This window comes from Citrobacter sp. BDA59-3 (assembly GCF_015167655.1).
Lineage (GTDB): Bacteria > Pseudomonadota > Gammaproteobacteria > Enterobacterales > Enterobacteriaceae > Phytobacter > Phytobacter diazotrophicus.
Map to the genome: position 1 here is coordinate 1307913 of NZ_CP063427.1, position 21904 is coordinate 1329816.

The window sequence follows — 21904 nt, forward strand, 5'->3', positions numbered from 1 at the left end:
TCTCTTTTATCCGCAGGAGCCTATATTGATGGTAATAATGAATGGGAGAGAGCATGTTTTCACTCAGCAACTGGTTTATCTGGGCGCTGCTGTCCGCCTTTTTTGCCGCGCTGACCGCCATTTTCGCTAAAGTCGGGATTCAAAATGTAGATTCCGATTTTGCGACCTTAATCCGCACCGGGATTATTATCGTTATTCTGGCGGCTTTTATTTACTTTACCGGTAAGTGGCAGAACCCCTTGCTGATTGGCAAACGCACCTGGCTTTTTCTGATCTTATCGGGTCTGGCGACGGGAGCATCATGGGTGTGTTATTTCCGGGCGTTAAAGATCGGCGAAGCGTTTAAAGTTGTCCCGGTCGATAAAATGAGCGTGGTGATGGTGGCGATTTTCGCTTTTATTTTTCTCGGCGAACGGCCAGGGCTGCGTGAAGCGGGGGGACTGCTGCTGATTACCGCAGGCGTATTACTACTGGCGCTGCGGCGATAATCAGCCGGGCTTTTTATGTGCGGGCAGAAAAATAACCAGGACGCCCGCAATAATAATCAGCACGCCCGTTAGCGACTGAACGGAAAAAATGCCACGCATACCGGGCAAAATAAGGGACGCCGACCACACCATAATATAGCTGAGACTCAGCAGGGCATAGGCTTTGCTCAATGCCAGATGGTGCAAAGCCAGATACCAGAAAAACATCGAGGCAAGATAACCCGCAAGCCCGGCCAGCAGCAGCGTCGTTTCCAGATGAACGGGCCACAGCGCGCCGATAAAGGCATAAAACTGCGATACCGGCGGAAGGGCTGCCATGGCATAGCCCATTGCAAGCTGCGCCGCACTGGTTAACAACACGCTGACCAGTGCCAGAACAATACCTTTCATGCTGCACCACCCAGAACCACAATGCCCACAATAATTAACCCCACGCCAAGCCAGTGGCGCAGGTTAACCGGTTCACGCCAGATCCCCCAGGCAGCCAGCGTCACCCACACAAAATTGAGGCTTAACATCGGATAGGCGATGCCAACGGGGACGCTCTGTAAGACCAGCAGCCAAAAAATCATGCCCAGGCCGAGGCAGGCCAGCGCCATCCCGAGCCAGGTTAAGATATGACGACGGCGGCCCACCCTGAGGGCAGGCCGCGTCGCTTGCTTTTGGCACAACTGTCCGGCAAAGCTCAGCAGGCTTGCCAGCATAAGCAGAAACCAGATCATGGTTGTGGCGCATATTCAATAAGTGCGATTCGCCCCTGAACAAACACATTTGACGGGGGAGGAATCGGCAGGCTATTCACACTTTCACCACGTGAAAGCAGCACCACCAGCGTGACTTTGCCATCCTGACGATGTTGTTCCAGCCAGTCGTTGAAATCTTTCTCAGCAATAAATCTGTCTTTTGCATCCGGGTAGCTGAGGCCATATTGCAGCTCACCGGTCTGGCCAAACATAATAATATCGCTGCGTTTGAGTTCCCACGCCAGGCCTGCGGCGATGCCGACATTATCACTGAGTATATAGCGGCTGGATGCCAGTGACTCTTTTGCCATGCCGATCGCGAATTGCGGCTGTTTTGATTCCATCACCCGGTTAGGGATGGCGAAACCAACCAGCAACGCAAGCCCGACCGGACACAATGCCGAGAGCATCCAGCTTTTTTCGGTATTGCGCAGAGTGTACCAGCCCACCAGTGCCCAGACAAAAAAGGCCATGGCGGCACAAAACACTTTATAGCTTTCGAGTGTCGTCCATACCGGGTTTTTCAGTGGTCCCCAGGGGGAGGCAATAAATGCGGCAACCAGGCCAAACAGACCAAAGCCAATGTTGAGCCAGGCATTAACGCGCAAAGCACGGTAGCCTCTCTCTGCGGCCTGCACCGAATAACCAGCCATCAAAATCGCCAGCGGTGCGAAGCAGGGCAGGATATAGGTCACCAGTTTGCCTTTCGCGACACTGAAAAACAGAAATGGCATCACTACCCAGCACAGCAGGTAGAGCGTCGCGCGGTTATTCTCACGAGTGAACCATGCCAGACGAAGGGAACCGGGCAGCAGCCCCAGCCAGGGCAGGCTTCCCAGTAAGACAAATGGCAGGTAGTACCAGAACGGGGCTTTGTGCTGCGCATCCGCCATGGCAAAACGCTGAATATGTTCCACCCAGAAGAAGTAGTGCCAGAAATCCGGCTCGTGTTGGGCAATCGCCAGCCCCCACGGCAGGACAACCAGCACGCAACTGGCGATGGAGAGCCAGCCCCAAATCAGCACCTCTTTCCATTTTTTCTGCGCTATTGCCCAGGGTAAAACGCTCAGAACCGGCACGGCCAGCGCCAGGAATCCTTTGGTCATGACGCCCATGCCGCAGGTCAGGCCCAGCAGCACATAGCCCCCTGCTTTCACGGAGGTGGTTTTGGCCTGAACGGCAATCCAGAACGTGCACATCCCGGCAACCAGCCACAGGGCAATCATCGGGTCGAGCACCGCATAGGTGCCGATGCCGTAAACTTCCAGCATGGTGATGAAAATGATGGCGGCCATCATCGCCACGCGTTTATCGCGCCAAAGCTGCCAGGCAAACCATGACACCATCCCGGCAACCAGCGCGGTTGAAAAGATAACCCCGGCGCGAACGGCAAAGTTGGTTTCGCCGAACAGCCACTGGAATATGGAGTTCACCCAGTAACCGGCGATCGGTTTTTCAAAATAACGCAGGCCGAGAAAATGCGGCACGGTCCAGTTTCCGCTGCTGAGCATTTCACGGCTGATCTCTGCGTAACGCGTTTCGTCAGGCTGCCAGAGTAAACGCCATTCGACAGGAATCAGGTAATAGAGGACAAACAGGGCAAGTACAACCAGACCGTAGCGTGACGACTTCGTCATTCCGTTCTCTCCATTTGCTGACAACCCAGCCATCCTTCCCGGCCGGCAATTTCACCTCGAACCACTTTGCCCGTAGGCAAGGTGCGTAAATTGGCAGGTAACAGTTCACCCAGCGGGCAGAACTGAATATTCGCCTCGGCGGCGCGCTGGAGTAAATCTTCAAACTCAAGGCGATGGGCGATCCCTTCGACCTCGGCGTGAATGGTATAAACGGGTACGCCGGGATCATCGAGCATGCGGGTCAGGATAAAATCGTTGAACCCGCTGGCGCTTACCTCACCCCCGACAACCTCATCCCAGGTCGGCAGCGTCACCGGAATTTGCACCGTGCCCGTCTGGCCGACACCCGTTATCGGTAAAAAGGGCGCGCTGCCACGACAGTCGCTGTTATAGCGAAAATCAAAGGCTTCTTTCGCCTTAATCACCCGTTGATCGGCACGCCAGCCAGCCACTGCTGAACAGGTAATATCCGTGCCGATTATCGATTCCAGCTCTTCTTTACCCAGTGCGATTTGGTGGAGCAACTCATCGCTGTCCCATACGCCGCACCAGGTCTGCCAGGCGTGATGATCCCACGCATGCAGCCCCACTTCGTGGCTGGCGGCGGCGCTGCGGATAATATCCGCGTTGGCGCGCCCGATGTTCCTGCCGGGCCACGCGGTGCCCGCCAGTAAAATATCCCAGCCATACAGCGAGGCCGCTTTTGAGCGCAGCATCTTTAGTAAAAACTTCGGCTTAACCAGCCGCCAAAGATGCCGTCCCATATTGTCCGGCCCCACACTAAAGAAGAAGCTTGCGCGAACGCCGTAGCGATTGAGCATGTCCAGCAGCGACGGCACCCCCTTACGGGTGCCGCGGAAGGTATCGACGTCTATGCGCAGGCCGACTTTTCTCATGGCTTCTGTTCCGTGACCTCAACGGTGCGTAAAAAGAAGTCCAGCGTCTCTTCAACGGTCTGGTGCATTTCTACCGTCGGCTGCCAGTCAAGGCAGCGTTTAGCGTTGCGAATGCTTGGCTTACGGTGCTCAACGTCCTGGTAACCTTTGCCGTAGTAGTCGCTGCTTTCTACTTCGCGGAAGCCAGCAAACGGCGGGAAACGGTCGCGCAGCGGATGACGTTCGAAGCAGTCGAGCAGCATTTCCGCCAGCTCTTTGATGCTCGCTTCGTTGTCCGGGTTACCGATGTTGATGATCTGCCCGTCACAGCGGCCATCTTTATTTTCGATGATGCGGAACAGGGCTTCAATACCATCGCTGATATCGGTAAAGCAGCGTTTCTGTTTACCGCCTTCGATCAGCTTAATCGGCGAACCTTCGACCAGGTTGAGGATCAATTGGGTGATGGCGCGGGAGCTGCCGATACGTGCGGCGTTCAGGTTATCCAGACGCGGCCCCATCCAGTTAAACGGACGGAAGAGGGTGAATTTGAGGCCGGTTTTGTCGCCGTAGGCCCAAATCACGCGGTCCAGCAACTGTTTGGATACCGAGTAGATCCAGCGTTGCTTATTAATCGGACCCACCACCAGATTGGAGGTGTCTTCGTCAAAGTTCGCGTCGGTGCACATGCCGTACACTTCTGACGTGGACGGGAAGATGATGCGTTTGTTGTACTTCACACAGTCACGAATGATTTTCAGGTTCTCTTCGAAGTCCAGCTCGAACACGCGCAGCGGGTTACGGGTGTACTCGATTGGGGTCGCAATGGCCACCAGCGGCAGTACGACATCACATTTCTTAATGTGGTATTCGATCCATTCGGAGTGAATGCTGATGTCGCCCTCCACAAAGTGGAAACGCGGGCAGTCAAGGAAACGGCTGATCGCATCGGAACCAATATCCAGACCGTAAATCTCGTAATTATCATCCTGCAATAGACGTTCGGTCAGATGATTACCGATAAAACCGTTTACCCCCAGAATAAGCACGCGAGTACGGCGTTTCACGGCGACAAACGGACGGCTGGTGAGAAGGGCTCCTGGCACCAGACCCATCGCGGGCGCAAGCTGGGTACCCTGCATGTAAACGCCGTTTGCGCTCTGACCGGTAACGATTTCCAGCGCGCCTTCGCCACAGGCTACCACCAGCGGAGCGACGGACAGTACGGTGCCCGGTTTCGCTGCTGCGAGATCGGTGCGCACACGGGATTTCCAGACGATAAATTTGTTGGTGCCCACATAGCCAAACGCGCCAGGCCACGGATCGCTGACCGCGCGTACCAGGTTATGCAACTCCTGCGCTGGTTTTTCCCAGGTCAAACGACCATCTTCCGGGGTACGACGGCCAACGTAGGTGGCCTGAGACTCATCCTGCGCGCGTTCCTGAGTCTGGCCGCTGCGGATTTTCGGCAGTACGTCACCCAGCAGGCTTTGTGAGGCTGCACACAGTTTTTGATGCAGGGAGAGCGCCACGTCAGTGTCGCTAATCGCCACACTCTGTTGCGCCACAATATCGCCTGCATCGGCGCGTTGGGTCATGCGGTGCAGGGTGACGCCGGTCTCTTTCTCACCGTTGACCAGCACCCAGTTCAGCGGCGCGCGTCCACGGTATTTCGGCAGCAGCGAACCGTGCAGGTTGAATGCGCCTTTCGTCGGCAGGCTCAGAATGTCGTTGCACAGCAGGTTGCGGTAGTAGAAGGAGAAAATGACTTCTGGCGCGAGCGCGCGAATGCGATCAACCCACAGAGGGTGGTTTACATCATCCGGGGCATATACCGGAATTTCCTGCTCAGCCGCGAGGCGCGCCACGGATTTAAAAAAGTGGTTTTCGCCCGCATTGTCGGCGTGAGTAAAAATGGCGGCAATCTCAAAGCCTGCTTCCAGCAGTGCCTGTATGCCCGTGCACCCCATATCGTGATACGCAAAGACGACGGTTTTCATGACTCAATTTCCTCAATAGAATTTGGGGTTTCCTGACGGATAACACTCTGAATAAAGTAACGGGGGCGGGCACGGACATCGTTATAGATGCGGCCAACGTACTCGCCGAGTAAGCCCATGCCAACGAACTGCGCGCCGATAAAGGTGAACAGGACGGCGAAAAGGGTGAACACACCTTCGGCAGCCCACTGCGGCCCAAGCGCAAGACGCATGACGACTAAAACGACGGAGAGCGCAAAACCCACCAGCGCGATAACGCTGCCAAACACGCTCAGCATGCGCAGCGGCGTGGTGGTCAGGCAGGTCACCAGGTCATACATCAGGTTAATCAAACGCATAAAGCTGTATTTCGAATCACCGTACTCGCGCTCCGCGTGATGCACGGGAATTTCTGTGGCCCGGCGGGCGAACATATTGGCGAGGATGGGAATAAAGGTGCTGCGCTCGTGGCAGTGCAACATCGCATCGACAATATGACGACGATAGGCGCGCAACATGCAGCCGTAATCGCCCATCGCTTTACCGGTGGTGCGCTGAATCAGGTGGTTGATCATGCGTGATGCCGTTTTGCGAAACAGGCTGTCCTGACGGTTCTGACGAACCGTACCCACCACGTCATAACCTTGTTCTGCGGTTGCCACCAGGCGAGGGATCTCTTCGGGTGGGTTCTGTAAATCCGCATCCAGAGTGATGATCAGATCGCCGGTAACATGGCTAAAACCGGCCATGATTGCGGAGTGCTGCCCATAGTTGCGGTTAAGCAGCACGGCCACGATATGGCTGCCGTCGGCCTGTGCGGCCTCGATCAGCATTTTTGCGGAGTCATCGCTACTGCCGTCATCAACCAGCAGAACTTCGTAATCCTTACCCAGCAGATCGCAGGCGGCGGTCGTACGACGAATCAGTTCTGGCAGGCTGTCCTGTTCGTTAAACACAGGGATCACAACGGATACTTTATTAATGGGGCTGGTTTCAAACATCGTTATTGCCCTGCCAACTGATGAAGTGCGGCGATAACACGGCTGGTGTCGTCATCGATCATATCCGGGAACAGCGGCAGCGAGCAGATACGCGCGCTATTCCACTCCGTATTGGGTAATGAAACGTCAGGGAAATTCTCGCGGTAGTATTTCTGCGTATGGGCGGCGCGGAAGTGCAGGCCCGTACCGATGCCCTGTGCTTTCAGGGCTTCCATCAGCGCGTCACGGGTCAGGCCGCAGCGTGTTTCATCAACGCGAATAATAAACAGATGCCAGGCGTGAACGTGCGGCCAGGCCGGAACCGTCAGTGGCTGGAATGGCGTATCAGCCAGCTCGCGTAAATAGCGCTGGGCTATCTCGGTACGACGCTGGTTAGCTTCGTGAAGCTTGCCGAGCTGCACCAGTGCCAGCGCGGCATTGATATCCGCCAGGTTGTATTTGTAGCCAGGAGAGATCACTTCCGCCTGCGGTGCGCGACCGTGTGTCTGGCGATCGTAGGCATCGACGCCAAGACCGTGGAATTTCAGGCTGCGAATACGCTGGGCCAGTTGCTCATCATCCGTCACCACCAGACCGCCTTCGGCACAGGTCATATTTTTAATGGCATGGAAGGAGAAAATCGCCGTACCGCGACAGCCGACATGGTGACCTTTGTAATAGGTTCCGGCGGCATGCGCGGCATCTTCAATCACGGGAATATTGTACTTTTCGCCCAACGCGCGAATTGCATCGATATCAGCAGGCGCGCCAGCGTAATGAACGGGAATAATGGCCTTTGTTTTTGATGTAATCGCGGCCTCAATGCTCTGCGGGGTCACCATCAGCGTGTCACGGTCAACGTCGATCATGACCGGGGTTGCGCCGAGCAGCACAATCATATTGAGGGTGGAGACCCAGGTCATGGAGGGGGTAATCACCTCATCACCGGCACCAATGCCCATCGCCATTAACGTGACATGCATACCGGCTGTTGCCGAACTCAGGGCAATGGCATGCTGGTTGCCCGTCAACTGGCAAAATGCTTCTTCCAACTGTTGGTTTTTGGGACCTGTCGTAATCCAACCCGACTTCAGAACGCCCTGAATCGCCGTTAATTCTTCGTCGCCCATAGAAGGACGTGAGAAGGGTAAAAATTCACGCATTACTTTTCCTTACCGTTGCTGGCAATGAATTCGCACTGTAACCAGGGAAGCAGCAGACTCATTTCGTTGAGAGTACATAGTACTTGCCTAGGCTAAGGCGTATTTATTAACTCAACCTTAAGAGATTGCATATTGTCATTAACGTTCACTTAAGATCGTTTCTGTTTAACTGGCGTTGAGGAAATAAATATTAGCAGGCGATGTTTTTGTTATTTTTATTATGTTTATCATGGCCTTATGTTTATTTTGGCACGAGAGGGGTAAAATAACTTAACGGCGGCTTGAGCAACCGTAAAGATTTTTTTGTCGCTATCTCAATTTTGTTTAATTTATATTTATAGTCATCCTTTTGTCATTATGCTGTCACTAAATTTAGGGAGCGTTAATAATGAAAACATGGAGCTACTTTAAAAACGAGAATAGTCAGATTTGGCTTTTAGTGCTGTAACAAATCGTCATTAAGGTGATGTGGATCACAAAAATAGCTGTTTTTGCGCGGTTACGATCTAACAACTAACATTTCAACAAAAAATCATTTCAAATCATTTAATTACAATGGTTATTGGTTTCCATTTTCCCGACGCCTGAAAAAAATCATAAGTTTTTAGCAATATTTTTCTCACTCATTCGTCTACCCGATTACAACACTATGAAGGAGAGACAACATGAGAAGATTTGGCAGCCACCGACGCCATCCCGGTAAGTTTGGTGTGATGTTTATTGTTTTTGCCGTCGTGATGACGCTGGTGGTGATGACTCTGTGGAACGCCATTATTCCGGGTCTGTTTGGTCTGAAAACCATCGGCTTCTGGACCGCGCTTGGACTGCTGGTGCTATGCCGGGTACTGTTTGGCGGCATGGGCATGGGGCCGATGATGTTCCGAATGGCGCGCGATCATCGTCAATTGCATGAACGGTGGATGAACATGAGCGAAGAAGAGAGACAGGCCTTTTTCCAGAAACGCCACCGTTGGGGGGGACGCGATGGCTGGCGTTGTGGCCCTGACATGCCAACAGAGAATGAATCACCGAAGCCGTCGGACAATGCGTGAGCATAATGGATAAGGCCGACAACGCCCGAACTGTGCGGCTCCTTGATGCGCTCTCAGCGTGCCGGACAACGCTGAGAGCCTTTATCCGCCGCCGTATTCCGCAACGAGAAGACGTGGACGATATTTTGCAGGATGTGACGCTGCAATTGATCAACGTCGAACAACCGGTTGAGAACGTCTCCGCCTGGCTGTTTCGCGCGGCGCGCAATGAAATGATCGACCGCGGACGCAAAAAGCGGGAGTGGTTATTTTCGGACGACGAGGAGGCTGATGATCAACTCTATGATGTGCTTTTTGGCGATGTGCAGACACCCGAAGAGGCACGCTTAAGAGAGATTTTCTGGGATGAACTGGAAAGCGCGCTGGCGGCGCTTCCTGCGGCCCAACGCGAGGTATTCGAAAAAACCGAACTGGAAAATTACAGCTTCAAAGCCCTTTCCGCTGAGACGGGGCTGCCCGTACAGACCTTGCTGTCGCGTAAGCACAAAGCGGTACGCTATCTGCGAGAGCGACTTTCCGCGCTCTATCACGACATCATGCTGCCCTAGTCAAATACCGACAAAAAATCCCCGCCGCACCGGGCTGATGTGGCGGGGATTATCATCATTGCGATTAATCAAATAAAGCTGTCGTCGTCGTTATTGCCGCCGAAATCGTAGTCATCATCCTGATCGAGGAAACGGCTATTGTCGTCGTTGCCCTGGTCAAAGAAGCTGCGGTCGGAGGCATTGGTGAAGCTGTCCTGATCCTGAAAATCGTTAGTGAAATTCCGATCATCGGCGACATCTGAGACCTGTTCGACAGGCTGCTCAATAATGTTCACGATCTCTTGTGGCTGGGAGTGGTGGAACATACTGGTCAGCATATCGGCCAGCACGACCCCACCGGCCACCCCAGCTGCGGTTTGCAGCGCACCGGCCATAAAACCACCGGAGCGGGCTGCCGGTTGCGCATATGTGGGCGCCGCCTGTTGCTGGGGCGGCTGTTGTTGCGGCGCGCTGTTCCAGTTGTTGGCTGGCTGCTGTGGCTGGCTTTTTCCACCGCCAAACAGGCTACTCAGGAAACTGCCGCCGCCGCTTTGCTGGCTGTTTTTCAGGGAGGCCACTTCATTCTGGAGATCCTGAATCTGTGCATGAAGGCGTTTCAGCGCAGCTTCCTGAATCAGCATCGACTGGGCCATATAGTAAGGCGCAGAGGGCTGCTGGCGCACAAACTCAGCGATCATATGATCGGCCTGGCTATCCCGTGCGCCGCTTTGCTGTTCCGCCTGTTTCAGACGCTGGAAAAGCCCCTCAATAAGCCGTTGTTCTTCATTTTGCATAGCAAAAACCTCAGGAGTGCATGGAGTTGTGGCAATGGCGTGCGTGCCTGTGCAGGTATCGGTTACGCGCGCCTGTAAGAGTTATTTTAGCCGATCAAAGTTATACGAAATGACAAGCAAACGCAGAATGATGGGAAAAGAAGAAGGGGAGAGGAGCTTAAAATAAAAATGGCCGGTGTGTGTACCCGGCCATTTTCTCTGAAAGTGACCCGTGCTTAGAAGGTCTGCCAGTTATCGTTACTTGGGGTGGATAAAGGTACGCGATGTGTCTTCACGCTGGTTTTCTTCGCACTGCGTGTGGCGGAAACCACACCGTTGCCCAGATCAAAGCGATCGACGGTCTTGTTCAATCTTTCCGCTTCGGACTCAAGAGAGACCGCATTGGCGGTGGCTTCCTGTACCAGCGTGGCGTTTTGTTGTGTCACGCCATCCATCTCGGTCATCGCCAGCCCGATTTGTTCAATACCACGGCTTTGTTCATCCGAGGCAACGGAGATTTCACCCATCAGGCTGTTTACCTGGGCGACAGACTGGATGATCACGGACATGGCGTCGCCAGCCTCCTGTACCTGCTCAGCACCGGTTTTGACTCGGTTGACTGATTCGCTGATCAACGCTTCGATCTCTTTTGCCGCCTGCGCACTACGCTGCGCCAGCAGGCGTACTTCGCTGGCGACCACCGCAAAGCCACGCCCTTGCTCGCCAGCGCGAGCCGCTTCCACAGCGGCGTTCAGCGCCAGCAGGTTGGTCTGGAATGAAATACTGTTGATCACACTGGTGATATCGGAAATTTTTTGCGAACTGTCGGTGATCCCGTGCATGGTTTGCACCACCGTTGAGGTGATGTCACCGCCTCTTTTCGCCGTTCTTTGTGCTTCCTCAGTCAGTTTGAGAGCTTCACGCACATTCTGGGCGTTGTTTTTAACGGTAGAGGTTAACTCTTCCATACTGGCGGCCGTTTGTTGCAGGGCGGCGGCCTGCTGCTCAGTACGGCTCGACAATTCTTCATTACCACCGCGGATTTCACTGGTGTTGGCAAAAATGCTGGCGGAACTATCCTGGATGGTTTTTACCGTTGTATGCAGGCTTTCCTGCATTTTTTGTACATAGGGAATCAACTGTCCGGCGCAGTTACGGCCAAACGTCTCAAGCTGGCTACTTAATTTTCCTGCGGTCAGCAACTCAAGATGATTTTTTAACATCCCAAGCGGTTTAACCAGGTAATTTACTAAATAGCGATCGGTCAATAAGAGCGTCACCAGACCTGCCAGTAATGCGCAGATGAGCACTATTTTGTTATAGGACATCTGGTCTTTGGTTTTCACCAGAATGGCATCAGATTGAATCGCCTGAGTATATTTTTCAGCGGTTGCACCAAACTGCACGCTTAATGGCGGGTAGGTTTTACGAAATAACTCGCGGAATTTATCCGGCTGATTATTTTTTGCCGCATCGTACATGGGCACAATGGCGTTAGTCAGCAACGCGTCCCAGTCATTTATCATCGCTTTTATGACGTCATCGCTCACGCCAGGATGCTGCGCATCGCGAAATTGTGCAAGCATATTCTGGCTGATTGCCAGCGCTTTTCCGGCCGATTCCATTGTTTTTGTTGAGTTTTCTTCATCGCCAGTCTGACGATAATCCATTGCCCGTAACATACGCGTCATGGTGCGAAAATATTGGTCATTGCCTTTAACCAGCATGGCATAGGCATTCTTCTGTGATGCGTTTTGTGTGAGTAACTGATCAATAGTGGAAAAATTATAAAAAGTAAGCAGGGTAGCCATTCCCCAAATAATACTGAAAACAACCAGTATCAGTAATATCATTTTCCTGATGGTAATATCGCGTAAGATTTGCATAGCTACCCCCGGTAACCGAATATAAAATATATTTTCAGACGAGCAGCCCAATCGAACAGGCCTGGTGTTAAAGTTTTTATGCAATAAGGCATAAAATTAAATTTCGCAGACTAATTGTTATCCTTCGAACGGATGTTTACGACACGCGTAAAACATCATTGATGAGATTCTGTTTTGTGCTTGTAAATAATGTTTTGGTAAGGTTAATGATGGTAACATAAAATTTATATACGCTAAAGTCGTTATTGCATCCTGGCGTGCGATCACAAATCTATGATTTAAAATTCCTCTTCGGTTATGGCTGGTTTTTTCTTTTTAAAATTTTGGTTAAGTTCAATTTTATCAAGAGTCGTTGGGCGGCTAATAAAATACCCCTGTGCAATATCGCATTCGAACTCTTCAAGTTGCTGTAACTGAGAGGATGTCTCTACCCCCTCGGCAGTGACCTCAAGGTTAAAATCTTTACCCAGTCCGATAATCTTCTCGACAATATTTTTTGCACTCTCAGAGTCGCCCATCGCCATAATAAAAGACTTATCGAGTTTGATGCCATCAAAAGGAAAACTCCGTAGATAATTAAGTGAAGCATAGCCAGTGCCAAAGTCATCCATCAAGAGTCTGACACCGAGACTTTTTAATTGTTGCATGATTTTTAAAGCATTTTCTGGCTTGCTCAGGGTAGCGTTTTCAGTAACTTCAAGTTCGAGACGCGAAGCGTCAAAACCCGTTTTAGCCAGTATTGCTTTGACGCGAAGAACAATGTCGCTGGCCTTAAATTCCACTGGCGATATATTCACTGACAGGGAGAGATCTGCCGATTTAGCTCTCACCTCGCGACACGCTGTTGTCAGAACCCAATCTGTTAGCGCGATAATTATTCCGGTCTCCTCAGCCAGAGGAATAAATTGGTCAGGCATAAAAAGCCCATGCGTAGGATGCCGCCAGCGTACAAGTGCTTCAAGTGACGTTATCTTCTGCTGACTTATATCGTAGCGAGGCTGATATAAAAGAAATAACTGATCCTGTTTTATTGCCTCACGGAGTTCTTGCTCCAGTTCTCGGCGTTGAACAATTTGTTCCGCCATATCAGGTTCATAAAAAACCCAATGCGCATTAGGATCATTTTTCGCTTTGTAGAGGGCGATATCAGAATAGCGCAGAAGATCGCTTGCGGTGAGTGCATCTTGTGGGGCCAGGGCAATGCCCATACTGACGCCAATGACAATCTCATTTCCACAGATATTAAAGGGATGATTCAGTTCCTCCACAATCCGCGAGCAAAAACGTTCAATATCTTCATGCTGGTTTAGATCGGCGGCAATAATAATAAATTCGTCCCCGCCCTGGCGTGTAACTAAATCAATGCTGCGCATGCAGTGGCGCAGGCGGTTAGAGGCTTCACTGAGTACCTTATCGCCCACCGTATGACCGTAGACGTCATTAATGGTTTTAAAATCGTTCAGATCGACACTGATCATTGCCAGCGCATTTTTCGATTCATTTTTTGATTGCAGTCTGCCTTCAAGGAACTCTTTCATTCTGACGCGATTAGGCAGGCCGGTTAATTCGTCATGGTGTGACAAATACTGAATGCGTTCGCTGGCCTCCACTTCCAGAGTGACATCTGTTGCGGTACCACGAAACCCCAATGAGCCATCAATCAGGGTGACGCGTTTGAGGGTCAAATTACAGTAGCGTTGGTTTCCCTGGGCGGAAAAATAGCTGCAATGGTTAAGGGTGAGGAAGTTACCTGCATAAGGAAGATCCAGCCATTTGGTCAGGGCCGGGTTGTCTTGTGATAGAAATGCCCGCAGTGAACGGCCTATCCAGTCATCAATACGGTGACCGGTAATGACCGGAAAGCGCACAGATATCCAGGTGAGTTGTAAGAGCTCATCGGCTTCCCAGATCCAGTCTGTCGTTGTTTCCACCACGTCACGAAAACGGCGCTCGCTAATGGCGAACGCCCGGCGGCTTTGTTCCAGCAGGAATGTTTTTTCGTCATTCAGTCGTGCTTTTAGAAGCCCTTTGCGCACAAGAGAGAGCGCCAGAAGGACCGATGTGAGCATCAGCAGAACAAGAAGAGGGAGTACCCATGTGAGCAGCGTGTCACTGGGATTTTTATTGTTCCATTCAAAATAGATTTCACCCCCTGTTACTGGCCATAACAAACCCGCAGTATGTGCTGGACGGCGTATGGGTTTTGACGCAAGGAGATGCAAATCCTTAATGGCATATTCCTCACCCATAGCGGCGAGTTTTTTAGGCGTCAGTTTATCAACAAAGATCATCATAGAATGATCCGCAGGCGCTTTTGCAAGAACAGCCCTATCCTCAGTGGTAATCCAGGCTGCTGAAATCAGGATTAACTCATTATTGGCAAAAACGACGCGCGAAACGGCTGTACCGTTGTTCACTTTTAGTGCAGTGCTTAATTCTGTATTAAGGTTTTTCCCCAGCCAATCCTCAAAAGGGACCAGGTTAAGAGTGCCATCAATGACGCTGTAGCGTGTTTCTTCTTTAGGGGAGAGAACAAACACGCCTTCGTAACCGAATTTCGAATACAGTGATTTACCCAGGTTTTGTTCGTCCCACGCCCAGTTTATGTCTATCTTGCGATGGAGATTATCCCAGGCCTCGTTCCACGCGGCGTTATCGGCAAGATGCAAACGAAGGTTTTCCTGACGATTGTCGAGCGCTTTCATTAGCAGTTGTCGGGTTTGGTGGCGGGTGTTACGCGCCAGATCATTTTCTGTCTGAATGAGCGCAAATATTGTCGTTAGAAAAATGAAGCCCATAAGCATCAGTACCAGCGTCACCGTCTGCTTCATGATGCGATGCGTATCAGGAGCAGGAGCCGGCGCGTACTGGTCGTCGAAAATGTTCATACTTCACCTTTTCTAAGCGTTTTAATAAGCAAAATATGTTTTTATAGTCATCTGTATTAACGGCACCAGATAATTAAACTTTAAGTAAAAATCCGTATATCGGTAGAGACGGTTAACTTTGTGATGCACATCATTTTTTTTGGCAGGAAGAATAGAAATGTCGTTTTTAATATTAAGATAACCTTAAGGTTAAGGAATTTAATGCATCGGTTGGTGGTGGTTATTTTTTGGTGTTTTTAACTTTTTGATTTTATTGTTTTTATTGCTTTGATGTTTTCATGATGAGACTGCTTTGGTGCCATCAAATAATAATGTTGAATTGCAAACGGTTAGCCTCAATTAGTAAGAGATGAGTTTATCTTCTTCGTGCCTTTCATGTTGAATGTGCAAAAATGAGGGTGGTATTGTCTTGTTTAAGAAGACGTTAAGATAATTTAAAAACAAATTTGGTAAACCCACAGTGAAAATATGTACATTGTGATTCATGCTTTCGATTATCATTTTCAAGAAGGCAATATGGTGGGGGGAAAGGCTGTTATCGTGAGAGAAACACTTTTCAACACACGGCGCAACACGACCGACAGATTATAAAAATCAGGGACGAAGATATTCGCCCCTGGCCTCATCATCAAGAAATTAGCGATCCGGAATAATTTTTTCCGCCTTCAACGTATCAAACAGGTGGGTAAACGAATCCAGTGTGGCCCGGTAGCCGGTAAACCCGGCCTTGCGGCTTTTGCTCATGTCGGTGAAGGCTTCCATTGGGCGACCGAGGTCCGCATCAGTGTGCCACCAGGAGGCCAGGCGGCTGATATCGTGCTCGACAAGCGAGTAGCGGGCGGCAATCTCGCGCCATGCGGCGGCAGCTTCCTGCATCCGTCCTTCCAGCGGCATCATGGTCTGCGGATTTCCGCCAGACTCGATGCCAAAATAGGCGGCCAGGCGCGGCCACAGCCAGTTCCAGCGGAACACGTCGCCGTTAACCGCATTAAAATCTTCGTTTGCCGCATCCGGGCTTTGTGCCGCCCAGGCGAGCTGCTCGGCCAGCAGGTTTGCATCTGTGACGTCGGAGACGCCATGCCATTGTTCCGGCGAGCCCGGGAAAATAAACGGCCAGCCTTTTTCCCGGCACAGGGTGGCGTAGACTGCCAGAGTCAGACCCATGTTCATTGCGTTACCAACCGCATAACCGATGATGGTGTGCGGACGGTGCACACTCCAGCGATAACCGTATTTTTCCGCGCCGGCAAAGATTTCATCTTCCTGAGCATAATAGAAATTATCCACGGGCTGGCGCCCCTGTTCTTCACGGAAAGGCGTAACCGGTACGGCGCCTTTGCCATAGGCCTCGAACGGACCAAGGTAGTGTTTTAGCCCGGTAACCAGTGCGACATGCGCGCCGTTCAGGCGGTCACCCAGTGCCTCAATCACGTTTTTGACCATCGCGCCGTTGACGCGGATGTTCTCTTTTTCATTTGCCTGACGCGACCAGACGCTGAAAAACAGTGCGTCGGGCTTTATACCCGCCAGCGCCGTATTCACTGCTTGCGGGTCCGTCAAATCGGCGGTCAGACGGGTGCAGCCTTCCGGCACCGCGCCGCGCCCGCGTGACAGACCAGAGACCTTCCAGCCTTCCTGCATCAGCTTTTGCGCCAGCGCGCGGCCAATCACCCCGCTGATGCCGACAATCAGTGCCTCTTTTTGCATTTCACTCTCCTCATGCGTAAACGTTATGAGTAGACTAATCGAGAATTTTGTTCTTATTTCTGGCATTAATTCACATCATTCCTAACCTGAGTTCACGAATCGATGCACGATCAACGACTGAAGGACATTGTCCCCTTTGTTGCCAGTATAGAAGGGGGGAGCTTTGCCGCGGCGGCGGAGCGCTTGCATGTGACCGGCTCTGCCATCAGTAAAAGCGTGAGTCGGCTGGAGGCGCGGCTGGGCTCAACGTTGCTGGAGCGGACAACCCGACGCCTGAAATTGACCGACGCCGGGCACGCGTATTACCAGACCTGTATTCGCATTATGGAAGAGCTGGCGGAGGCGGAATCGGTACTGGCGGCGCAACGCAGTATTCCGTCCGGGCGGCTGCGGCTGGCCGTGCCGAATACCTATGGCAGGCTGTGCGTAATGCCGTTATTGATTACGTTTTGCCAGCAGCATCCGGAGATTGATATCAGCATGACGTTTTCTGACCGTTTCGTGGATCTGTTTGATGAAGGGATTGATGTTGCGGTGCGGATTGGCAAAACGGCGGAGATGCCTGCGTCGCTGGGATATCGGCAACTGGGGCGAGAGAAGATGGTGTTTTGCGCTTCACCCGCGTATCTGGCGCGCGAGGGGCACCCGGAAAGCGTCGAGGCGCTGTTGCAGCATAGGGCCATTTTGTACGAGCGCGTCGATGGCAGCAGTAAGCCGTGGCAGCTTATCACCGAGGATGGGTATCCGGACTGGCGTACCGTGCCCTACCATATGGCGCTGGGGGATGTGGATGCCCAGTTACAGGCGGTGCGTAGCGGGTTAGGCGTTGCCCAGATGCCGACATGGCTAATTCGCGATGCCCTTGCGCGCGGGGAACTGGAGATAATTTTGCCGCATGTTCAGCCCGACGGGCTGGCGTTGACGCTGGTATGGCCGCGCCGTAAGCAGCTATTGCCAAAGGTGGATGCGCTGCTCTGTGCGTTGAGCGGGGTGGATATCGGCGGGTGAAGTGAGGTAGGGCGGGTTGTTGTGCGGTCTGATGCCCTCACCCCGGCCCTCTCCCTCAGGGAGAGGGAACCGATCGTGCTCGCATTTTTGTGGGGATTCCTCAGCCCCAGGGGAGAGGGGCTGTTTCGTGCGGCCTGAACGCTTGGTAGCCCGGATAAGGCGTTTACGCCGCCATCCGGGGAAACCAGCACCGAACCTAACCGCGATCATCCTTTGGTCCAAGGAACCAAAACGCGAAGGGCAGCGAACCGATGATGGTAAACATCAGGCTGTAAATAAACACCCACGCGCCCTGAATCACAAACATCGACACCGACCACTCGTCCATCGGCAAATCGTACTGATCCACCACGCCCTGGAAGGCGGCTTCTGAGATAACCGACACGGCGACCATAAAAACAATCGCGACGGCGATAAGGAATTTTTTACCCTCACGGGTACGCAATTTCTCCAGCATGTCAATCTCCTTATTGTTCTGTGCAGCCCGCAGGTAATGATGAATATCCATCTGGCGACGGCTGCTAACCAGATGCATTATTTCGCTGCTACGGCGAGAGCCTTGCCCACATTCTATGCTGCGGGCTTCCCCCGCCTGACCCCGGGATGACGCTACGCGCGTATAAAAACGGCCATCATACGGTTTATAAATCGGAAGTGTATCTTATTCTCATCTCAGATGTTACCGCTGATCGACCTGGAGGAGGAGAGGTGTTTATGCGGAGAATTTGCTCAGGTTGATTAAATATTAATCAAATATATTCGTAAACATGATGTAGGGCGCATTTTTTAAGCCAGGGCAGGCATAGCGTATCGGTAACTTCCAGGAGGGCACTACCATGAAAAGGTTATTAATATGTTGCCTGTTTGGTAACACGGCGGTAACGCTGGCCAAAAAAATGCAGGATGTTGCAGATGCAAATCGGTATCAGATTCAAATTAGCGGAATAGGGGCTGAGGCATTTGCCAGTGTGGCGCCTGCCTTTGATTGTTTTCTGGTGGCACCGCATATTCAATATAAAAAAGAAGAACTGAAAAAAGCGATTAAAGAAGGCCAGCATATTGAGGTTATTGCTGGCTATCCGTACGCCGCCATTGACGCAGAGAAAATATTAAAATTTGCCATCGATCGTATGGAGGAGTTGGTTGATTAATGGGTTATTGAGAAATCTCCAAACAGGCCGTGCAAAAGGGCTCAGGGATGAGCGAGCAATGGCGTTATTAGTTTGCTGATGTTACCGTTTAGTTGAATTTTTGTAACTTTATGAAAAATAAGTTTTTAATATACTGACTGTTCCCCCTTTTTTGCTCAGGACAATGTGCCACCATGTCTGTTGTGGCGCAACCTGTCCACCTGGTCAAACCATCGCTATTTCATATTTTCCCCGGTTTTTTACGCTACGTATATTAACCCTGTTCGCTATTACGCATTCGTGCGCTTGCAGTTGCCTTCTGCGGGGCTGATACGCGTGTGTTTTCGCCGTTAAGGGGTTTCGGAATTCATTTATCGAGGGATATATGCGAGTAAAAAGACATTTCTCTCTGGGGGCGCTGCTGGGCACCGGTTTTGCCGCGATTATTGCGATCGGTTTGTTGGTGGCGATTTTTGGTCGGGCTGAATTGAATAACACCAGTAAACATATTGAATTCTACGAGAAGTACCATTTGACCAATCTGCTGTCGATGCAGGCATTAAAGGACAACCTCAATAATGCCACTAAGGCGACATTCATCATGGTGTTTCAGGATGATGAAAAGAGCCAGATGGAAGAGGAAAAGCTGACCGAACTGTCGATTAAACGCAACGACGAACTGGTGGCGCAGTTGCAGGCGAATGTGCAGGATACTGACGCACAGAACATGCTGAACAATTTTAAAGCCACACAGGTGGAGTACGTGAATGTTGTGCGCCAGACCGTGGGGCTGGCGAAGAATGGCCAGATGCTGGATGCCCAGTCGCTGGCGGTCGAGAAGATGCAGCCGTTACAGATTCGCCTGTTTGAAGAGATTTCCGCCATGATCCAGACCCAGCAGGCCAGCACGACTTCAGCGGCGGCTGCCTCCACCGCAAGCGCCCGATCCGCTGGCGACGCCCTGCTGATGATTGCTGTGGTGGCGGCGTTACTGGGGATCGCCATTGCCTGGCTTTCCACGCGCTACATCAAGCGACAACTGGGGGGAGAACCCGCTTATGCACTGCAGGTCGTCCATGAAATTGCGCAGGGAAATCTGGCCACCCGGATTACGCTTGCCCCGGATGACAGCACCAGTTTGCTGGCAGGGATGGATGAGATGCGACAAAGCCTGAGCGGTATCGTCAACCAGGTGCGGGAAAGCAGTGAGTCGATCTCGGCGGGGGCAAATGGTGTGGCGGAGGGCAGTACTGACCTGAGCCAGCGTACCGAACAGCAGGCGGCCAGTTTGCAGCAGACGGCCGCATCCATGGAACAAATCGGCCAGGCGATTCGCCAGAATGCCGATACGGTGCGGGCCACCAATCAGCAGGCGGCAACGGCCAGCGAAATTGCCGCAAAAGGGGGCGAGGCGATTGAGAATATCGTGCGTACGATGGATGAGATCAGCCAAAGTTCCCGCAAAATCAGTGAGATCATTTCGGTAATTGACAGCATTACCTTCCAGACCAATATCCTCGCCCTGAACGCCGCGGTAGAGGCGGCGCGGGCTGGGGAACAGGGCCGGGGTTTCGCGGTGGTGGCGGGCGAGGTGCGTTCGCTGGCCCAGCGGTCGGCGTCTGCGGCAAAAGAGATAAAGGCCCTGATTATGGATAGCATCGAGCGTGTGGATAATGGCACGGCGCTGGTGAATCACGCGGGCGCGACCATTGGCGAACTGGTGCGGCAGTCGCACCATGTGGCGGGGATGATCGACGAGATTGGCGTGACGACGCGTGAGCAGGAATCAGGTGTCGGACAGGTGAATGAAGCGATTACCCAACTGGATAAAGTGACGCAGCAAAACGCGGCGCTGGTGGGGGCGTCAAATACGGCGGCGGAAGATCTGCGCGATCAGGCGCAGCATCTGGTCACGCTGATGAGCGTGTTCCGTACCGTAGCCGTGTAGCTTCGGCCATACGGGGGTTGTCCCGGATAGTGGCATAAACGCCTTATCCGGGCGCGATAGCGGGTGAGGGACCTACTCCTCACCCGATTGATGATAGCGACGCCATGCGCCCGGCGGCATACTGTATTTGCGGGTAAAAACCCGGGTAAAAGTTTGCTGGGAGTCGAAGCCGTAGCGGGTGGAGATGGTGATGATCGACTCCTTTGTCACGCTCAGGTCGTGGGCGGCGCCTTCCAGCTTTTTGTTGCGAATATACACACCTAACGGAATATCAATAATCTGATGAAAGAGGCGCTGTAAATGCCATTTGGAATAACCTGCCCGGTGGGCAACATCATTAATCCGTAAAGGTTTGTCAATATTATTATCAATCCATGTCTGAATATCGAGGATAACCGATTTTTGCATGGCCATAATATATGCCCTCTTTGCTAAATATGAATGCGCGTCGTCTCTTTTAACAGCAAGAAAAAGCGCAACATAATTGCCCGACGTATTACCCAGGAAGCTGAGTTTAAATCAGCGTGGCTGTCGTTAGCGTGACGTGAAAATGACATTCCTGTCAGGTTTGTGAACAACGCGGCGGGTGGCAAGCCCTGGCGGGTGATCGATGAATAAATGCTGAAAATACTGGCGAGTTATTTTTATATTTGTCGTATTTCAGAGGAGCAAACAAATTCTGATAATAAGAATATTTAAAGGATAAATTAAAATAAATGTATATTTTTGTTATCTGACGTATCTGTTATTTTGGCGTCAGTGAACTGACAGCCAGCCTTTCTAAAATCATTCATGTCAGCGGATATTCCTGACTATTCTCTTTGCGAGGTGGAAACATGAAGATGACGAAAGGCATTATGAGCGCAATGATAGTTGGCCTGTTTTCCGCCGGTGCGCTGGCGGCGGTCCCTGTAGAGTCTGGTAGCGGTCTGCAAAAAATGGGTTCGGTGTCGGCATCGGGCGCGACAACGCTGTCTGGTTTGCATGAGGAGCTGGCACAAAAAGCCGAAGCGGCGGGAGCAGGTTCGTATCGCATCGTGGCGGCCGGGGGCGAAAACCAGATGCACGGCGTGGCGGTTATCTACAAATAAGTCGAAAAACAGGAGGCTTAGCCTCCTGT

Annotated in this window: 20 protein-coding genes; 7 read left to right on the top strand and 13 right to left on the bottom strand. The window is 51.9% G+C overall.

What is annotated here, in order from left to right; translation table 11 throughout:
- The first annotated feature begins 53 nt into the window (after positions 1 to 53).
- Positions 54 to 488 (top strand): EamA family transporter, encoded by a 435-nt coding sequence (locus IP582_RS06070; protein WP_041852297.1) that lies wholly within the window; start codon positions 54 to 56, stop codon positions 486 to 488.
- Here IP582_RS06070 and arnF read toward each other — a convergent pair whose 3' ends face one another.
- Genes arnF through arnB form a run of 7 tightly spaced genes read right to left on the bottom strand, consistent with a single transcriptional unit; the run spans position 489 to position 7865 of the window.
- Positions 489 to 878: a 4-amino-4-deoxy-L-arabinose-phosphoundecaprenol flippase subunit ArnF gene (gene arnF, locus IP582_RS06075; protein WP_193795385.1), complete on the bottom strand. Its 390-nt coding sequence runs from the start codon at positions 876 to 878 to the stop codon at positions 489 to 491.
- The gene (arnE, locus tag IP582_RS06080; protein WP_193795386.1) at positions 875 to 1210 is read right to left on the bottom strand and encodes a 4-amino-4-deoxy-L-arabinose-phosphoundecaprenol flippase subunit ArnE; all 336 of its coding nucleotides are present in this window, start codon (positions 1208 to 1210) and stop codon (positions 875 to 877) included. The genes arnF and arnE overlap by 4 nt, the downstream gene beginning before the upstream one ends.
- Positions 1207 to 2868, bottom strand: coding sequence for a lipid IV(A) 4-amino-4-deoxy-L-arabinosyltransferase (gene arnT / locus IP582_RS06085; RefSeq protein ID WP_193795387.1), 1662 nt, complete (start codon positions 2866 to 2868; stop codon positions 1207 to 1209). Before arnT ends, arnE begins: the two co-directional genes overlap by 4 nt.
- Positions 2865 to 3764, bottom strand: coding sequence for a 4-deoxy-4-formamido-L-arabinose-phosphoundecaprenol deformylase (gene arnD, locus IP582_RS06090; RefSeq protein WP_193795388.1), 900 nt, complete (start codon positions 3762 to 3764; stop codon positions 2865 to 2867). The genes arnT and arnD overlap by 4 nt, the downstream gene beginning before the upstream one ends.
- The gene (gene arnA, locus IP582_RS06095; RefSeq protein WP_193795389.1) at positions 3761 to 5743 is read right to left on the bottom strand and encodes a bifunctional UDP-4-amino-4-deoxy-L-arabinose formyltransferase/UDP-glucuronic acid oxidase ArnA; all 1983 of its coding nucleotides are present in this window, start codon (positions 5741 to 5743) and stop codon (positions 3761 to 3763) included. The genes arnD and arnA overlap by 4 nt, the downstream gene beginning before the upstream one ends.
- Positions 5740 to 6723: an undecaprenyl-phosphate 4-deoxy-4-formamido-L-arabinose transferase gene (arnC, locus tag IP582_RS06100; protein ID WP_193795390.1), complete on the bottom strand. Its 984-nt coding sequence runs from the start codon at positions 6721 to 6723 to the stop codon at positions 5740 to 5742. Before arnC ends, arnA begins: the two co-directional genes overlap by 4 nt.
- 2 nt (positions 6724 to 6725) lie before the next feature.
- Positions 6726 to 7865: a UDP-4-amino-4-deoxy-L-arabinose aminotransferase gene (arnB, locus tag IP582_RS06105; protein ID WP_193795391.1), complete on the bottom strand. Its 1140-nt coding sequence runs from the start codon at positions 7863 to 7865 to the stop codon at positions 6726 to 6728.
- A 665-nt stretch (positions 7866 to 8530) separates the two neighbouring features.
- Here arnB and IP582_RS06110 point away from each other — a divergent pair.
- Both IP582_RS06110 and IP582_RS06115 read left to right on the top strand, forming a co-directional pair.
- A complete protein-coding gene (locus IP582_RS06110) occupies positions 8531 to 8917 on the top strand; it encodes a hypothetical protein (RefSeq protein WP_041852289.1) in 387 nt (128 codons plus the stop codon).
- 5 nt (positions 8918 to 8922) lie between these two features.
- Complete coding sequence (locus IP582_RS06115) at positions 8923 to 9465, top strand: RNA polymerase sigma factor (RefSeq protein WP_193795392.1); 543 nt, start codon at positions 8923 to 8925, stop codon at positions 9463 to 9465.
- A 68-nt stretch (positions 9466 to 9533) separates the two neighbouring features.
- On the opposite strand, the gene IP582_RS06120 is transcribed toward IP582_RS06115, so the two are convergent.
- From IP582_RS06120 to IP582_RS06135, 4 genes are all read right to left on the bottom strand, one after another.
- On the bottom strand, positions 9534 to 10238 hold the full coding sequence (locus tag IP582_RS06120) for a DUF2076 domain-containing protein (protein ID WP_193795393.1): 705 nt from the start codon (positions 10236 to 10238) through the stop codon (positions 9534 to 9536).
- A gap of 215 nt (positions 10239 to 10453) precedes the next feature.
- Positions 10454 to 12103: a methyl-accepting chemotaxis protein gene (locus IP582_RS06125; RefSeq protein WP_193795394.1), complete on the bottom strand. Its 1650-nt coding sequence runs from the start codon at positions 12101 to 12103 to the stop codon at positions 10454 to 10456.
- 278 nt (positions 12104 to 12381) lie between these two features.
- Entirely contained in the window at positions 12382 to 14991 is a 2610-nt protein-coding gene (locus tag IP582_RS06130; RefSeq protein WP_193795395.1) for an EAL domain-containing protein, read from the bottom strand.
- Between the two features lie 636 nt (positions 14992 to 15627).
- Positions 15628 to 16698: an SDR family oxidoreductase gene (locus IP582_RS06135; protein WP_193795396.1), complete on the bottom strand. Its 1071-nt coding sequence runs from the start codon at positions 16696 to 16698 to the stop codon at positions 15628 to 15630.
- Positions 16699 to 16800: 102 nt separating this feature from the next.
- On the opposite strand from IP582_RS06135, the gene IP582_RS06140 reads away from it, so the two are divergent.
- On the top strand, positions 16801 to 17706 hold the full coding sequence (locus IP582_RS06140) for a LysR family transcriptional regulator (protein WP_193795397.1): 906 nt from the start codon (positions 16801 to 16803) through the stop codon (positions 17704 to 17706).
- Positions 17707 to 17902: 196 nt separating this feature from the next.
- Here IP582_RS06140 and IP582_RS06145 read toward each other — a convergent pair whose 3' ends face one another.
- Entirely contained in the window at positions 17903 to 18163 is a 261-nt protein-coding gene (locus IP582_RS06145; protein ID WP_193795398.1) for a DUF2534 family protein, read from the bottom strand.
- A gap of 379 nt (positions 18164 to 18542) precedes the next feature.
- Here IP582_RS06145 and IP582_RS06150 point away from each other — a divergent pair, with 379 nt between their 5' ends.
- Together IP582_RS06150 and IP582_RS06155 are read left to right on the top strand one after the other, a co-directional pair.
- Complete coding sequence (locus IP582_RS06150; RefSeq protein ID WP_041852266.1) at positions 18543 to 18857, top strand: PTS sugar transporter subunit IIB; 315 nt, start codon at positions 18543 to 18545, stop codon at positions 18855 to 18857.
- Between the two features lie 364 nt (positions 18858 to 19221).
- Positions 19222 to 20784 carry a methyl-accepting chemotaxis protein gene (locus IP582_RS06155; RefSeq protein ID WP_193795399.1) on the top strand — a complete coding sequence of 521 codons (1563 nt, stop codon included), beginning with the start codon at positions 19222 to 19224 and terminating at the stop codon, positions 20782 to 20784.
- A 72-nt stretch (positions 20785 to 20856) separates the two neighbouring features.
- Here the strand turns inward: IP582_RS06155 and IP582_RS06160 are convergent, their stop codons facing one another.
- Complete coding sequence (locus IP582_RS06160; RefSeq protein WP_041852265.1) at positions 20857 to 21198, bottom strand: helix-turn-helix domain-containing protein; 342 nt, start codon at positions 21196 to 21198, stop codon at positions 20857 to 20859.
- Between the two features lie 422 nt (positions 21199 to 21620).
- On the opposite strand from IP582_RS06160, the gene IP582_RS06165 reads away from it, so the two are divergent.
- The gene (locus tag IP582_RS06165; RefSeq protein ID WP_193795400.1) at positions 21621 to 21875 is read left to right on the top strand and encodes a DUF1471 domain-containing protein; all 255 of its coding nucleotides are present in this window, start codon (positions 21621 to 21623) and stop codon (positions 21873 to 21875) included.
- Positions 21876 to 21904 lie beyond the last annotated feature (29 nt).